The sequence below is a fragment of the Xenorhabdus ishibashii genome (assembly GCF_002632755.1).
GTDB classification, from domain to species: Bacteria; Pseudomonadota; Gammaproteobacteria; order Enterobacterales; family Enterobacteriaceae; genus Xenorhabdus; species Xenorhabdus ishibashii.
This window is the reverse complement of record NZ_NJAK01000002.1, coordinates 131,718-147,868: the sequence shown is the minus strand read 5'-3', so window position 1 is coordinate 147,868 and position 16,151 is coordinate 131,718. Positions and strand designations below refer to the sequence as shown.

Sequence of the window (16,151 nt, the reverse complement as noted above, 5' to 3'; positions counted from 1 at the left end):
CTCTTGATTATCTCCCCTTTCTGCCTTTTCCTGCATTCTGTTAGAATAGCGGCTTCTTATTGTTTCCAACATCAATGCTGTTATGTCAAATCAAGAATCTCATAATCAACGGGACAGTCTGTTCTCTGCCCCCATTGCCAATTTAGGTGACTGGAGTTTCGATGAACGTGTTGCCGAAGTCTTTCCTGATATGGTGAAACGCTCCATTCCCGGTTATTCCAATATCATTGCCATGATAGGTATGCTGGCAGGACGTTTTGTCACACCCAATAGCCAAATTTATGATCTCGGCTGTTCCCTTGGCGCAGCCACGCTGTCAATCCGCCGCGCCATGGGTGCCGATGACAACAATACCACTTCCCGTACAGCGGGTTGCCGTATTATTGCTGTTGATAATTCACCCGCAATGATCGCACGCTGCCGCCGCCATATTGACGCTTTCAAGGCCAGCATCCCCGTTGAGGTCATCGAACAAAACATTCTTGATACCGACATTCAAAATGCATCAATGGTTGTTTTGAATTTCACATTACAGTTCCTGCACCCTGATGATCGCCAGAAAATGCTGGATAAAATCTATGCCGGTTTAAAGCCAGGAGGCGTTTTGGTGCTGTCTGAAAAATTCAACTTTGAAGATGAGCAAATTGGTGAGTTGCTATTTAACATGCACTATGATTTCAAGCGAGCCAATGGTTACAGCGAACTGGAGATCAGCCAAAAACGCAGTATGCTGGAAAATGTTATGCGGACAGATCCTGTTGAAACCCATAAATCGCGCCTCAAACAAGCCGGATTCCAACACGTTGAAGTCTGGTTCCAGTGTTTTAATTTTGGCTCACTATTGGCAATAAAAGGAGCTGACCAATGATTGATTTCAGTAATTTTTATCAACTGATCGCCAAAAATCACTTAAGTCACTGGTTAGAATGCCTGCCCGCACAATTAAGCCATTGGCAGAAAACTGCATTACATGGTCAATTCAGTTCATGGGTAAAAATTCTGGAGAGTCTGCCTGAGATTCATCCGACCCAACTTAACCTGAAAAATGGTGTCATTGCTAACCATGAACCAGAGCTATCAAACGGTGAACAAGCCTGCATTCAAAATATCCTGAAACTGTTGATGCCGTGGCGCAAAGGCCCTTTTTCTCTGTATGGCGTGGAAATTGATACAGAGTGGCGTTCTGACTGGAAATGGGATCGTGTCCTTCCCCATATTTCGCCTTTAGCAGGCAGAACTATACTTGATGTCGGCTGTGGCAGTGGTTACCACATGTGGCGTATGGTCGGTGAAGGGGCGCATCTGGTCGTGGGTATTGACCCAACCCAGCTTTTTCTGTGCCAATTTGAGGCTATCAGAAAGTTACTGGGTAACAACCAACGTGCCCATCTTTTGCCATTGGGCATTGAGCAATTACCCGAACTAAAAGCCTTTGATACGGTATTTTCAATGGGGGTACTTTACCACCGCCGTTCTCCCCTCGACCATTTATGGCAACTGAAAAACCAGCTCGTTTCCGGCGGCGAGTTAGTTCTGGAGAGCATGGTGATTGAAGGTGACGAATACCAATGCCTTATGCCGGGTGAACGTTATGCACAAATGCGGAATGTCTACTTTCTTCCATCGGCTAAGATGCTAAAAGTGTGGTTGGAAAAGTGTGGTTTTATTGATGTCCGCATTGTTGATCATGCCGTCACAACACTGGACGAACAACGCCAGACCGAATGGATGAAGACTGAATCACTGGCTGATTTTCTCGATCCAAACGATCACCGTAAAACGATAGAAGGCTATCCGGCACCGCTGCGAGCGGTTCTTATTGCCCGCAAGCAAACCATGACCTGACACTCCCCATCTTTTAAATTATCATTTTGCTCTTTCTGGCTACCCTTCCCAGTCACAGGGTTAACTCTGTGACTGGGGGTTCTGGCTGTTATTTTTTCCGTTGAACCAGACTAATTACGCTTTTCATCGATTCAACTAACGATCCATCAACACAATAATAAGCATATTCATCGACATCACTGTCGTCAGAACTCATTGTCACGCCCGCTTTCCGGTATTTCATGGAAGAAGGCACCGTCTTACCTGCTGAACTGTGAACTTCCGTGACGCCAATTTCCAAAAATTTACTGATATTGCTCATTCTGACCCCCGCTCCTGGCATAATAATTGGTCCTTGGCTAGCCTGTAATAACTCTTTTAACAGAGGCAGCCCCAACTCAGCATTTTGTTGCTGGCCTGAAGTTAAAATACGCTGCACACCGAGTTCGGTCAGTTGCTCCAACGCAACATGTGGATTAAAACACATATCAAAAGCACGATGAAAAGTGACTTTCATATTCCCTGATAATGACATCAATTGCCTCATGCGCAGCCGATCGATATGACCTTCTTCGTTTAACAGACCAAAGACGACACCAGGAAATCCCATATCACGGATACGAGCGACATCATTTTTCATCACTTCGAAATCCGTGTTGCTGTAGCAGAAGTCGCCTCCTCTTGGTCGTACAATAGGATGCACAGGAATTGATAAATGCTGTCGTGCATGCTGCAATGCTCCGAAGCTCGGTGTTACCCCGCCTTCCGGTGGGCTGGCACACAGTTCAATGCGATCAGCTCCCGCCTTTTGTGCAACTAAAGCACAGCTTATGCTATAACAGCAAATTTCCAGCCTTATCATTCAAAATCCCTCGGATATAAACCCTGGTTATTCTGTTTAACACGAGTTTGATTAGCCTACACGTTTTACTTCTCCCACGAGAAAGATATAGGAGAGTGCACCAATCAATGTTACAACGGAAATGTAAACCAGTGCTGGAGAAAAACCGTAGCTCTGCGCCAAATAACCTATCACAAGCGGCATCGAGATCCCTCCCAACCCGCCGGCAAAATTAAAAATGCCGCCGGTCAAACCAATCAAACGAATCGGTGCCAGTGAAGAAACCAGTGACCAGGTAATAGATGCAAAGCCATTACCAAAGAATGCCAGCGCCATCAGCACCATGACCCATATTGGGTTGTTAGTATAGTTGGCTCCCATAATACAGGCGGAAATGATCAAACCACAAATAATCGGTGTCTTACGCGCCGCGCCCAAAGAGAAACCTTTGCGTACCATTTTATCTGCCAACCAACCAGAAAGGAGTACACCGAGAAATGCGGCCAGGAACGGAACGGTCGTCATAAAGCCGGCTTTCAGCGCGGTGATCCCTTTCTCTTGAATCAGATAATTCGGGAACCAGGTCAAAAAGAACCACAGTGTTGAAGCGACTGCAAATTGCCCCAGATAGACACCCACCAGCTTACGATGGAACATTAGCTTCCAGTCAGCGATAGTAAGAGACGGTTGTTCCGCTCTCTTAGCGGGTGAGTCATCATCGATCAATCCTCCTCCACTGCGGATATATTCAAGCTCTGCATGACTCATATTTTTTGTTAACCGCGGCCGCCGATAAATTTTAATCCAGATGAATGACCAAATAATCCCGATACCACCAGTCAAGAAAAAAACCCAATGCCAGCTAATGAGTACCTGAATCCACATGAGAAGTGGGGTCAGAAAAGCAAGTCCAACAAACTGCCCTGAGGTGTAAAAACCAACGGCAGAGGCGCGCTCATGCTCAGGGAACCAACTTGTCACCATGCGGTTATTGGTGGGGAATGTCGGGGCTTCAAAAATACCAATGATGGAACGTAGTCCAATAAGTGACATCAGCCCGATGGCAAAACCCTGTAATAACGTCGCCACCGACCAGCCAAGAATAGCAATAAAATAGGTCAGGCGTGAGCCAACGCGATCAAGGAACCAGCCACCAGGAATTTGACATAAGGTATAAAGCCAGGAGAAAGCTGAAAAAATGTAACCCATTTCTGTTTTCGTGATAGCAAACTCTTTTTGAATATCTGCTGACGCAACAGCAAGGTTAGCGCGATCAACATAACAAATAACGACGGTGATAAAGATCATTATCAGCGTCAAATAGCGCCGACGCCCAATTTTCGTAGTTGTTTCTGAAATATTCATATCAATCTGTCTCCAGATTCTGGGCACAGAGAACCCTGTCACTTTGCCCTGTTGTTAACAGAGGGCGTAAAAAACGCATTGATTGAGTTAGTTAATGATGGGCATTATTACCATTCAGCAACGGAACCATCTTTATGTCGCCACAATGGATTCCGCCAGTCTGGTGCATTTTTGCTACGTTCAATGACCTGTGCTTCGTCAATTTCAACACCAAGCCCCGATTTCATTAAGGGTTTAAAGACCCCCCCTTCCATACTGAAATCTTCTTTATTTTTCACCAGATCAAGTAACTCAGCTCCTTTATTGTAATGAATGCCCATGCTCTGCTCCTGAAATACCGCATTACGTGATATGAAATCGATGTGCAGGCAAGCGGCCAGTGCAATCGGACCCAGTGGACAATGGGGTGCCAGAGCCACATCATACGCTTCAGCCATACCCGCAATTTTATAGCATTCAGTCATTCCTCCCGCATGCGATAAATCTGGCTGGATAATGGCCAGCCCTCCCATTTCCAATACACGTTTAAATTCAAAACGGGAAAACATGCGCTCACCTGCCGCAATTGGAATATGGGTTTGTGCTGCCAGACGTGGATAATATTCCGATTGCTCCGCCAGCACCGGTTCTTCAATGAATAGAGGGCGATACGGTTCTAACGCCTTAATTAATACTTTCGCCATTGGCGCACTAACACGGCCATGAAAATCAAGCCCAAATTCAATTTCATTACCGAACACTTCACGGATTTGTGCCACGGTATTGACAGCAGCATCAATTTTTCGAGAATCATCAATGATGCTCAGTTCTTCACAACCATTTAATTTGAATGTATCAAAACCGATCTTCCGTAAGGTTTTAATACCGTCAATCACCTCCGACGGGCGATCGCCCCCTACCCAGCTATAAGCTTTAATCTTATCACGCACTAACCCTCCCATGAGCTGCCACACGGGGGCATTCAAAACCTTACCTTTGATATCCCATAAAGCCTGATCGATACCCGCAATGGCGCTCATCAGAATGGAGCCGCCACGATAAAAACCCGCACGATACATAACCTGCCACAGGTCATTGATGCGGGCAGGATCTTGTCCAATCAAATATTCACTTAGTTCGTGCACTGCCGTTTCCACTGTGCGGACACGGCCTTCAAGCACCGGTTCTCCCCAGCCGACAACACCTTCATCTGTTTCAATTTTTAAGAACATCCAGCGGGGTGGTAAACGGTAAGTCGTGAATTGAGTTATTTTCATTGCACAGCCTCTCGGTACGCACTCACAAATAAGGTTGCTTGCCGTGCGGTATTCTCAACCGATTGACCGGCACGATAAAGATCACTGCCTAAACCGGCGCCTATGCAACCTGCTTTAATCCACTGAGACAAATTATCTGGCGTTACACCACCCACGGCAAAAACAGGCACATCTGATGGTAAAACGGCTTTCAGGGCTTTGATATAATCTGGGCCGAATGCTGATGCAGGGAAAATTTTTAGTGACTGAGCACCAGCTTCCAGCGCAGTAAAAGCTTCCGTGGCTGTCGCGCAACCAGGGCATACTGTCATACCATAAGAGACCGCTTTGCGAATCACTTCACTGTGAATATTAGGCGTGACAATCAGTCTGCAACCCATTTCCGCCAGCATATCCACCTGTTCTGGTTTAAGTACCGTTCCCGCCCCAATCAGCGCCTGACTGCCAAACGCTTTCACAACGACCGGAATACTCTGTTCCCACTGTGGAGAATTAAGAGGGATTTCCACTGTATCGAACCCGGCATTAATGACCGCTGCAATGTGTCCAAGCACTTCGTCCGGCTTAACACCGCGCAGAATAGCGATAAGTGGAAGATTGGTTTGCCACAGCATTTGCGATACTCCTTATACCTACCTGAAAAACGGTATCGCCGTCTGCCAGAGAAACATTTCGCCCAATAGTATCGAACGCCTGCTTATAACGAGCAGCTAACGAAAGTCCGGCAACGAGTGTGATAGTCTGTTGATCTGCAAAATAGTGACTCATGCTCGCAACTTCGGCACCAATCAACAGGCCAGATAAAAATTCACTCACATGTTCGCGCGGCAGAGCATTCAATATGTGTGAAGCGCGAACTTCGAATAAAAGCGACAAAATAGCAGGAGAATCTATTCCCCGTTTAAGCCCTGCGTTAAAAACCTCAGGGCAGACAATCTGTTCTGGTAACCCCGCCCCTACCAGTGAATGATGCAAAAGTAAATGGTGGAGTTCACCAGTCATCACAGTACGGAAATCACGGATTTGTTGGTTGTCAGCCAATACCCATTTGCAGTGAGTACCGGGCATGACATAAAGAGAAGAAGGAAAAAGCTGGTGAGCGCCCAATAATTGCGTCTCTTCGCCTCGCATCACGTTGTGATTATCTTCACGTGAAACACACAATCCAGAAATAATCCAGACATTGCTTTCAACGGGAGTTAATTGCTCACCTATTGCAGAGAACCTAATGGGAACCGACAAATAGGGAGCTATTTTCCAACCCACATTACTCCCGATCATTCCTGCCATGACAACCGGCGTTTTATCATTCCGCCAGCCTTGCGTGATTTCTGCTAACACTACTTGCGGGGATTTTCCATTAAGACGAGTCACTCCCATTGCAGATTGCCTGCTTTCCAGACATTCATCGCCCTGATATAGCCAGGCTCGTAAATTGGTCGACCCCCAATCAATAGTAATGTAGCGTGCTGTCATGTGATTTCCTTAAGTCTTCGTGTCAGAGTGCCTTAAGCCTGCTAACTTCATCGCCCATCCAGATTCGTTCAAATAACACTCACCGAAATGAGCTTATCGCCATGTTGAGTTGCAGTACTACGATAAAGATCACAAAAAGAATACGGCATTTTTAATAACACGATTTACAGGCTGATTTTAATCGGGATAGCAAAGAATTGCTGGAAAGGCGAGCTGAAAACAAAAAGTCATAACGCAAGCGGCGGCTGATGGTAGCATGCAGGATGCTGAATATGGTATAAAACCTGTTATTTTGTCATAACTCACACGCTTAAAAGTATTTGCATAGTTCAAATGCACGGGCTTTTATTCGTAATTTAAGGTAACTCGGTGAATATTCAAGCCATTCTTTCAGAAAAAATTAGCCATGCGCTGATTGCTGCTGGTGCTCCAGCCGACAGTGAAGCCCACGTTCGTCAATCTGCAAAAGCTCAGTTTGGTGACTACCAGGCGAATGGTGTCATGGCGGCAGCGAAAAAAGTGGGCATGCCCCCCCGACAATTGGCAGAAAAAGTCGTCAGTTTGCTGGATCTGCAAGGAATTGCCAGCAAAGTTGAGATTGCAGGCCCTGGTTTTATCAATATTTTTCTGGATAAAACGTGGATTGCTGCCAATATTGAAACTGCGCTGAAAGATGAAAAATTGGGTATCACTCCGGTAGAGCCACAAACCATCGTGATCGACTATTCTGCGCCGAATGTGGCCAAACAAATGCATATTGGGCACATTCGTTCCACGATTATTGGTGATGCTGCCGCACGTACTCTTGAGTTTTTGGGACACAAAATCATCCGAGCCAACCACGTTGGTGACTGGGGTACTCAGTTCGGGATGCTAATTGCCTATCTGGAAAAAATCCAGAACGAAGATGCCAGTGACATGGCATTGGCCGATTTGGAAGCCTTCTATCGTGAAGCGAAGAAAACTTACGACGAAGATGAAGAGTTTGCTGTTCGTGCCCGTAGTTACGTAGTAAAACTGCAAGGTGGTGATGAATATTGCCGTACCATGTGGCGCAAACTGGTTGATATCACTATGTCACAAAATCAGGAAACCTATGATCGCCTGAATGTGACGCTGACGAAAAAAGATGTTATGGGTGAAAGCCTGTATAACGATATGCTGCCTAGTGTTGTTGCCGATCTGAAACAACGTGGGCTTGCCGTTGAGAGTGATGGCGCTATCGTGGTTTACCTTGATGAATATAAAAACAAAGAAGGCGAACCAATGGGTGTCATCATCCAGAAAAAAGATGGGGGTTATCTATATACCACCACCGATATCGCCTGTGCCAAGTATCGTCATGAAGTCTTGCACGCTGACCGCGTTCTTTACTACATCGATTCACGCCAACACCAGCACCTGATGCAAGCCTGGACAATAGTGCGCAAGGCAGGTTACATTCCTGAATCCATGTCACTTGAACACCATATGTTCGGCATGATGTTGGGTAAAGATGGCAAGCCATTCAAAACTCGCGCAGGTGGCACAGTAAGACTGTCTGATTTGCTGGACGAGGCCATTGAACGGGCAGATGCCTTGATCCGCGGGAAAAACCCAGATATGCCGGAGGACGAACTGAAAAAAGTTGTCAACGCTGTAGGTATTGGCGCGGTGAAATATGCGGATCTTTCCAAAAGCCGGACTACCGACTACGTATTTGACTGGGATAATATGCTCGCCTTTGAAGGTAATACCGCTCCTTATATGCAATATGCTTATACCCGTGTCAATTCTATCTTCAAGCGTGCAAAAACCGATGAAAGCAGTCTGACACACCCCGTTCTTCTGAATGAAGAACGTGAACAAGCCTTAGCGACACGCCTGTTGCAATTTGAAGAAACTATCACAACGGTTGCCCGTGAAGGCACTCCTCACGTGATGTGTGCTTACCTCTATGATCTGGCCGGCCTGTTCTCTGGTTTCTACGAACATTGCCCAATCCTGAATGCGGATAGCGAAGAACTGCGCCAGAGCCGCCTGAAACTGGCTTTGCTGACGGCAAAAACTTTGAAGCAAGGTCTTGATACCTTGGGTATCGAGACAGTAGAACGGATGTAATTATCTTCTCCCAAACTGGCATGATCAAATCATGCCAGTCTCATCATGGCTACAATCCCCGTTGGGAAAAATCTTTTAATCTGAATCCCATTAAAGTGACACTGTCAGGGGCTTTGCCAAAATGCCCAACGCCACCGCGCAAGGTAAAGCCAGCAAAAAGCAAAGGCGCAATAAGTTAGGTAGTTTGCAAGCAACGAAAAAGGCATCCGTCGCTAAATATTAAATTTTTGATACCAAAATGTTACAAAATACTTTATTTATATCCTGCCAGGTGTATCCCACTTACTCTTTTAGAAAAAAAAGACAATATCATAAAAAATAAATTTATATATCTAATAGAAAAAAGCAATTTTTGCTCAAAAAAACCTAAATTTTAGACTTGTTTCATTAGCTAATCTCAACGAGGAATTTTCTAAAAAATTATGTTAACCAGACTAAAAAAATAATCTTTTCGATAAAATATTCAAGACTCACTAATCAATCCACTCCGCTCTTAAATATTCATAATAATTAATAAGTTATGCATTGCAATATATAAAAATGAATCTTAATCAACATGTTTAAGCTATTTTTAGCATTAAGTAAATCTGTAATTTTTAAATATTAATAAACATATATACAAGCATAGTAATAAATCTCAATTAAATAATAAAAATAAACTTATATATCTCATCAACAGAATATAATCTACAGATTGCAAATAGTAAATATTATGCTGAACTCATAATCAGAGAAGTCATCACCTTATTATTACTCCCCTTTTTGTATGTTCCTTATCCAAAAAGAATATGCTATCTTGATTTTGCTCTTTTAGAGCCATTTTATACATATTCCTTGCTGGCAAGGAATATGCGGTAGCTATAAACTAAAGCAAGGGCATCCTATGAAAAGACAGTTTATCGCACATACCTCACTGCCTGATAATTCTTTGCTTTTCAAATCATTGATAGGGAGAGAAAGATTATCTGAAGCCTACGAGTTTGAAGTTGAATTATTAAGTAAGAAAAGATTATCAAACCCAATATCTCTGCATAATAAGATACTCACTGTAGAGATAAAAAATAAGTCAGCACCAACAAGATACTTAAGTGGTTATATAGAAAAAATATCTTACGCACCATTCTATAAATATGATGATAGACTTTATTTATATACTGCTATTGTCAGACCTAAACTGTGGGAATTAAAACAAAGATTTGGTTATAGTATTTGGCAAGATAAGACTGTACCCGATATCATCACTGAGATATTGAGTAAGGCTGGTATTCTGTTTGACAATCAACTCATTGAAAAATATCGCAAATGGGAATACTGCGTCAAACATAATGAAAGTGATTTCGATTTTATTCATCGTCTGATGGAACATGAGGGAATTTATTATTATTTTAAACATGATATGGGAAACCATACCATGATTTTGGTTGACGCCCCCCAATCACATGAACCCATGCCTGAATATGAAACAATTAAATATTTCAGCACAGGTCATTCACTGAAAGAACACCTTACAGAGTATCTCTATAGTTGGAATGTCTCTAGTATCACCATACCGAATACCTACAGCCTTGATGACTACGACTTCCGTAAGCCACGGGCTGAATTACATACGGCTGTTCAAACCCCAAGTAGCTCTATTGATAACTCAGAGATATTCATTTGTCCCGGGCGCTATGTAGAAAGTGAACAAGGACAATTTTATGCTCGCGTTCGTCAGCAAGCTGCCGAAGCAAAAAGTGAGCTGGTTGGAGGCAAAGGAAATGTATTAGGAATGGCTCCAGGGCACACTTTTACCCTATCACTCCCCAGTGGCATCAAAGGTGATGATCATGGAGACTATTTAATTATAGGTACGCAATACTTTCTTTATGAAAAACCTTATGTCACCGATTCTACTGGCAAGGTTCTTAATACTGTCACCAACGACCTCTCAAATTCAGATACAAACAAAAACACCATTCAATTTGAGGCAATTCCTGCCAGCACTCATTGGAAACCACTTGCTGTGACCCCGTGGCCAAAAGTAACGGGCCTTGAAACCGCCGTTGTCACTGGTCCTAAAGATAAGCAGATATGGACTGACGAATACGGTCGTATAAAAGTGAAGTTTCGTTGGGATAAAGACAGTAAAAAAGATGATACCCGCTCTTGCTGGGTGCGTGTTGCGACTTATTGGGCAGGTTGGCGTTATGGTAGTCTGTGTGTCCCTCGTGTGGGCGAAGAAGTGGTTATCAGTTTCGTCAACGGTGATCCTGATAAACCTTTAGTCATCGGCAGTACTTATAACCAAGAGAATAAGCCCCCGTGGGAGCTGCCCAAACATGAAACTCGTGTCGGTATTATGTCAAATACCAAGGGAGGTAAGCATGAACAGGCAAACTATCTTTTTTTAGATGATGAACCCAATAATGAATCGTTTGATCTACATGCAGAACGTGACATGAATATTTCGGTGGAAAAAGATAAAAAAGTCACTATTGGCGGGGAGTGGGTACAAAAGATTACAGGCGAAACAAATATCTCAAGTTCTAAAACCATTACTATAAAAAGTGATACTCATGTAAATATCGATACTCCAACAACTTTCGTGAATAATAAATATAGTTGCATTAATACGACGCCATTTAATATGAACGTAAATGGAGCAAATGTAAGCGTTAATGGAGCAAATTTAAGCCTTAATGGAGCAAATGAAAGCATTAATTTAGCAAATGTAAGCAGTAATGGAATAAATATCAGCGGTAATGGAATAAATATCAGCGGTAATGGAGTAAACTGTAGCCGTAATCAAATAGAAATAAAAAGAAAAGATATATCTATCGAGACATCGGGTGTAGTCTTAATCAGTAGCAGAATTTTACACATTAACTAATAAATACATCCATCAGAATTCTAATGAAAATTATCGGTCATGTATTCAAGGCGTTGTTCTTCATCTAAATGCCTATTTTGCGAGATAACTTGCATGGTCACAGTAGAAGTCAAATGTCGATTTTGTCACCAGACGAAGGACGTTAAAAAACATGGTATTGGCAAAGGTGGGCACCAACGTTATCGTTGTTTAGTCACCTGAAATGCATGACAAAATCATTGGTATTTTCATTGAACGTGAATATTATGCTTGAGGGTGATCAACGCTTTGAATACATGTTCCCCAAACTGGCATGATCAAATCATGCCAGTCTCATCATGGCTACAATCCCCGTTGGGAAAAATCTTTTAATCTGAATCCCATTAAAGCCAGTGCAGCAAAATAGCTACCCGCCCCCGCAATCACAACGCCCATTAACCGTAGCAAGCGCCATGCCATATTGCCCTGCTCCCAATCCGGCATAAGCCACAATATTGTCAGTAATACCCCAACCATGACCGCAAGCGCTATTGCCAGTTTCAGCAGGAAAACGCCCCATCCGGCCAATGGCTTAAAAATCTCACGCTTACGCAATTGCCAATAAAGCATGCTGGCATTGAAACAAGCAGCCAGACCGATAGAAAGCGCCAATCCCGCATGTTTCAATGGGCCAATAAAGGCAAGATTCATTAACTGAGTCAAAATCAAAGTCGCAATCGCAATCTTAACCGGCGTTTTAATATCCTGACGAGCGTAAAAACCCGGAGCGAGAACTTTAACGACAATCAATCCCATTAAACCAAAACAGTAAGCGATTAACGCCCGTTGCGTCATCTCTGCATCAAAGGCAGAAAAATTGCCGTATTGAAAAAGTGACACTGTCAGGGGTTTTGCCAGAATGCCCAACGCCACCGCGCAAGGTAAAGCCAGCAAAAAGCAAAGGCGCAATCCCCAATCCATTAACCTTCTATATTCCAGGTGATCCCCAGTGGAAAAACTTTTTGCCAGTGAAGGCAGCAGGATCGTGCCTAACGCTACTCCCAGCACTCCCGAAGGTAATTCCATTAAACGATCGGCGTAATACATCCAAGAAACCGATCCAGACACAAGAAATGAAGCAAAAATAGTGTTGATAATCAGTGAAATCTGGCTGACTGAAACCCCTAAAATAGCGGGTCCCATTTGCCGAATAACACGCCATACCCCGCTGTCACGAAAGGAAATGCGTGGCAATACCAGCATGCCTATTTTTTTCAGATGAGGAAGCTGATAAGCCAATTGCAAAATACCACCAGCGATCACTGCCCAACCTAATGCCATTACAGGCGGGTTACAGTAAGGTGCCACAAACAGCGAAAAAATAATCATGCTGATATTAAGCAATGTGGGTGCAAAAGCGGGCACAGAAAAGCGATTCCACGTATTGAGAACCGCTCCCGCTAACGAAGCCAGAGATATCAAGAAAATGTAAGGGAAGGTAATTTTGAGTAGATCACGGGTTAAAGTGAATTTATCCGGTGTATCTGTAAAACCCGGAGCCGTAACATAGATTATCCAGGGTGCGGCCATTACCCCTATCACTGTGACTATCGCCAAAATCAGCGTCAACATCCCTGATATATAAGCAATAAAGGTGCGGGTCGCTTCATCCCCCTGCTGATTTTTATACTCAGCAAGTATAGGAACAAACGCTTGTGAAAAAGCGCCCTCAGCAAAAATACGGCGCAGCAAGTTAGGGAGTTTGAAGGCAACGAAAAAGGCATCACTCGCCACCCCCGCACCAAATATACGAGCAATGATAGCATCACGAATAAAGCCCAGAACGCGAGAGAACATCGTCATTGAGCTGACCGCTGCCAGTGATTTCAGTAAATTCATGGTATTTTCTAAGATTGATTTTTATGAAATGAGCATAAAAGATGTAAATCTATTAGGCAAAATAAATCAAGCTAATATTGTTGAATATTAATAATTTCTATTCATTCCAAACCTGGGAGTACAGTAAACAACCTCAATCTATATGCAACCTGCAACCAGATGGCTACATCGCCATCAACGGGTTGAAAACATGACCAAATTATAGTAGCCAGCTTCAAAAACATTTTTCCGAAAGGATGTTAAAAGCAAAATAACTACTTTAATATATTGAATATAGATTATTTATTTCAAAAATCTCAAAAATGAGTCTCAGTTTAAACATTTAAGAAATTACATATAAAAACAAACTGTATATTTAAAATTTATTTATATATAAACACATGAATATAAGTAATTATAGTAATAAAATTAAACAAAAAAAATAAGAGTATTTATTCCATAAACAAGATACAATCTATAGATTGCGAATACTGAACATTATGTTTAACTTATATCAGAGAAACTATATCCCATATTCCAATTTCGTATATTCCTTACTCCTGCAAGGAGTATGCGGTAGCTTTGAGCAAAAGCAAGGATATTCTTATGGAAAGACAGTTTATCGCACATGTCTCATTACCCGATAATACCTTATATTTCAAATCCCTTAGAGGAATAGAGAGATTATCTGAGGCCTACCAGTTTGAGATTGAATTATTGAGTGAAAAGAGGTTATCAAATCCAATATCGCTACATAAAACGACACTCACTGTAGAAATAAAAAATAAATCAGCACAAACAAGATACTTAAGTGGTTATATAGACAAAATATCCTATTCCCCATTCTATAAACATAATGACAGACTTTATTTATATACGGTCACTGTCAGACCTAAGTTGTGGGAATTAAAGCAAAATATTGGTTATAGCATATGGCAAGATAAGACTGCACCCGATATTATCACCGAAGTACTAAACAAGGCTAACATTCTGTTTGAAAATCAGCTTGTTGAGAAATATCGCACATGGGAATATTGCGTCAAGCATAATGAAGCTGATTTCGATTTTATCCATCGCCTGATGGAACATGAAGGAATTTACTATTATTTCAAACATGAAATGGAAAACCATACCATGATCCTGGTTGACGCACCTCAATCACATGAGCCAATGCCCGGATATAAAAATATTTACTATATCAACAAGGGTGATTCACCGAGAGCACACATCAAAGAATACCTCTATAATTGGAATGTCTCCAGTATCACTGTACCAAATACTTACAGCCTTGATGACTACGACTTCCGTAAACCACGGGCTGAACTATATACAGCTACCCAGACCCCAATCAGCTCCATTGATAACACAGAAATATTCATTTGGCCTGGGCGCTATGTAGAAAATAAACAAGGGCAATTTTATGCCCGAGTTCGCCAGCAAGCTACCGAAGCAAAAAGTGAGCTGATTAATAGCAAAGGAAATGTGCTGGGGATAGCTCCAGGACATACTTTCACACTATCACTACCCAATGACATCAAAGGCGATGATCATGGTGACTATTTAATTATAGGCACACACTACTTTCTCTATGAAAAACCTTACATAGCCAGTTCTTCTGACAATGCTTTTGATACCGTTATTGACAAAGTTTTTAATACGCTCACTGGCGATCTTTTTAGTTCAGATTCAGACAAAAACAAAAACACGATTCAATTTGAGGCAATTCCTGCCAGTACTCATTGGAAACCGCTGGCAGTGACGCCGTGGCCAAAAGTGACGGGTCTTGAAACTGCTGTCGTTACCGGTCCCAAAGATAAACAAATATGGACTGATAAATACGGCCGTATAAAAGTGAAATTCCGTTGGGATAAGGATTGCAAAAAAGATGATACCCGCTCTTGCTGGATGCGTGTTGCGAGCCATTGGGCTGGTTGGCGTTATGGCAGTATATGCGTCCCTCGGGTGGGCGAAGAAGTGGTTATCAGTTTCGTCAATGGTGATCCTGATAAACCTTTAGTGATTGGCAGCACTTATAACAATGAGAATATGCCTCCGTGGGAGCTACCTAAATATGAAACCCGCGTCGGTATTATGTCGAATACCAAAGAAGGTAAGCATGATCAGGCAAATTATCTCTTTTTAGATGATGAACCGGATAAGGAATTATTTGATCTGCATGCAGAACGGGACATGAATATTTCGGTGGAAAAAGATAAAAAAGTCACTATTAATGGCAACCGTACGACTGAAATAAAAAAACAGCAAAAAGACGCTGTGACTGGAGATGCTGACTTCACCTATAAGGCAAACCATGAAACAACCATTCAAGGCAAAGATACATTAAAGATCAACGACGGTCAGCAAGAAACCATCAAAAATGGACGAAAAACCGAGATTAATGGTGGCGATACTTATACCCTTAAGGGGAATTTAAACGCAAAAATTGATGGAAATTGGGAGCAGAATATTACAGGAATGACGACAATCTCAAGCCCCAGCTTCATTACGATAAAAAGCGATACCAAAACTGAGAATTCAAACACCAATATTTCAAATAGCAGCTTACATATTCTCAACTAATGAC

Annotated in this window: 11 protein-coding genes and 1 pseudogene; 6 read left to right on the top strand and 6 right to left on the bottom strand. The window is 42.6% G+C overall.

Features of this window, described 5'->3' with window-relative positions; genetic code table 11:
• Window positions 1-82: 82 nt before the first annotated feature.
• Both cmoA and cmoB read left to right on the top strand, forming a co-directional pair.
• Window positions 83-868 (top strand): carboxy-S-adenosyl-L-methionine synthase CmoA, encoded by a 786-nt coding sequence (gene cmoA, locus Xish_RS16300; RefSeq protein ID WP_099118881.1) that lies wholly within the window; start codon window positions 83-85, stop codon window positions 866-868.
• A complete protein-coding gene (gene cmoB / locus Xish_RS16295) occupies window positions 865-1,845 on the top strand; it encodes a tRNA 5-methoxyuridine(34)/uridine 5-oxyacetic acid(34) synthase CmoB (RefSeq protein WP_099118880.1) in 981 nt (326 codons plus the stop codon). The genes cmoA and cmoB overlap by 4 nt, the downstream gene beginning before the upstream one ends.
• An 88-nt stretch (window positions 1,846-1,933) precedes the next feature.
• On the opposite strand, the gene cutC is transcribed toward cmoB, so the two are convergent.
• The 5 genes from cutC to Xish_RS16270 all read right to left on the bottom strand — a co-directional run bounded on the left by cutC (window position 1,934) and on the right by Xish_RS16270 (window position 6,762).
• Window positions 1,934-2,686 carry a copper homeostasis protein CutC gene (cutC, locus tag Xish_RS16290; protein WP_099118879.1) on the bottom strand — a complete coding sequence of 251 codons (753 nt, stop codon included), beginning with the start codon at window positions 2,684-2,686 and terminating at the stop codon, window positions 1,934-1,936.
• A 51-nt stretch (window positions 2,687-2,737) separates the two neighbouring features.
• Window positions 2,738-4,030 carry an MFS transporter gene (locus Xish_RS16285; protein ID WP_099118878.1) on the bottom strand — a complete coding sequence of 431 codons (1,293 nt, stop codon included), beginning with the start codon at window positions 4,028-4,030 and terminating at the stop codon, window positions 2,738-2,740.
• Window positions 4,031-4,137: 107 nt separating this feature from the next.
• Entirely contained in the window at window positions 4,138-5,286 is a 1,149-nt protein-coding gene (dgoD, locus tag Xish_RS16280; protein ID WP_099118877.1) for a galactonate dehydratase, read from the bottom strand.
• Window positions 5,283-5,900, bottom strand: coding sequence for a 2-dehydro-3-deoxy-6-phosphogalactonate aldolase (locus Xish_RS16275; protein ID WP_099118876.1), 618 nt, complete (start codon window positions 5,898-5,900; stop codon window positions 5,283-5,285). The genes dgoD and Xish_RS16275 overlap by 4 nt, the downstream gene beginning before the upstream one ends.
• Complete coding sequence (locus tag Xish_RS16270) at window positions 5,851-6,762, bottom strand: 2-dehydro-3-deoxygalactonokinase (RefSeq protein WP_099118875.1); 912 nt, start codon at window positions 6,760-6,762, stop codon at window positions 5,851-5,853. Before Xish_RS16270 ends, Xish_RS16275 begins: the two co-directional genes overlap by 50 nt.
• A 369-nt stretch (window positions 6,763-7,131) precedes the next feature.
• Here Xish_RS16270 and argS point away from each other — a divergent pair, with 369 nt between their 5' ends.
• The 3 genes and pseudogenes from argS to Xish_RS16255 form a co-directional block, all read left to right on the top strand.
• On the top strand, window positions 7,132-8,862 hold the full coding sequence (gene argS, locus Xish_RS16265) for an arginine--tRNA ligase (protein WP_099118874.1): 1,731 nt from the start codon (window positions 7,132-7,134) through the stop codon (window positions 8,860-8,862).
• 883 nt (window positions 8,863-9,745) lie between these two features.
• Window positions 9,746-11,731 carry a type VI secretion system Vgr family protein gene (locus Xish_RS16260; RefSeq protein WP_099118873.1) on the top strand — a complete coding sequence of 662 codons (1,986 nt, stop codon included), beginning with the start codon at window positions 9,746-9,748 and terminating at the stop codon, window positions 11,729-11,731.
• A gap of 93 nt (window positions 11,732-11,824) precedes the next feature.
• Window positions 11,825-11,923 (top strand): annotated as a pseudogene (locus Xish_RS16255) (IS1 family transposase); the annotation flags it as partial.
• 129 nt (window positions 11,924-12,052) lie between these two features.
• Here the strand turns inward: Xish_RS16255 and murJ are convergent.
• A complete protein-coding gene (gene murJ, locus Xish_RS16250) occupies window positions 12,053-13,588 on the bottom strand; it encodes a murein biosynthesis integral membrane protein MurJ (RefSeq protein WP_099118872.1) in 1,536 nt (511 codons plus the stop codon).
• A gap of 585 nt (window positions 13,589-14,173) precedes the next feature.
• On the opposite strand from murJ, the gene Xish_RS16245 reads away from it, so the two are divergent.
• Entirely contained in the window at window positions 14,174-16,147 is a 1,974-nt protein-coding gene (locus Xish_RS16245) for a type VI secretion system Vgr family protein (RefSeq protein WP_099118871.1), read from the top strand.
• Window positions 16,148-16,151: the final 4 nt, after the last annotated feature.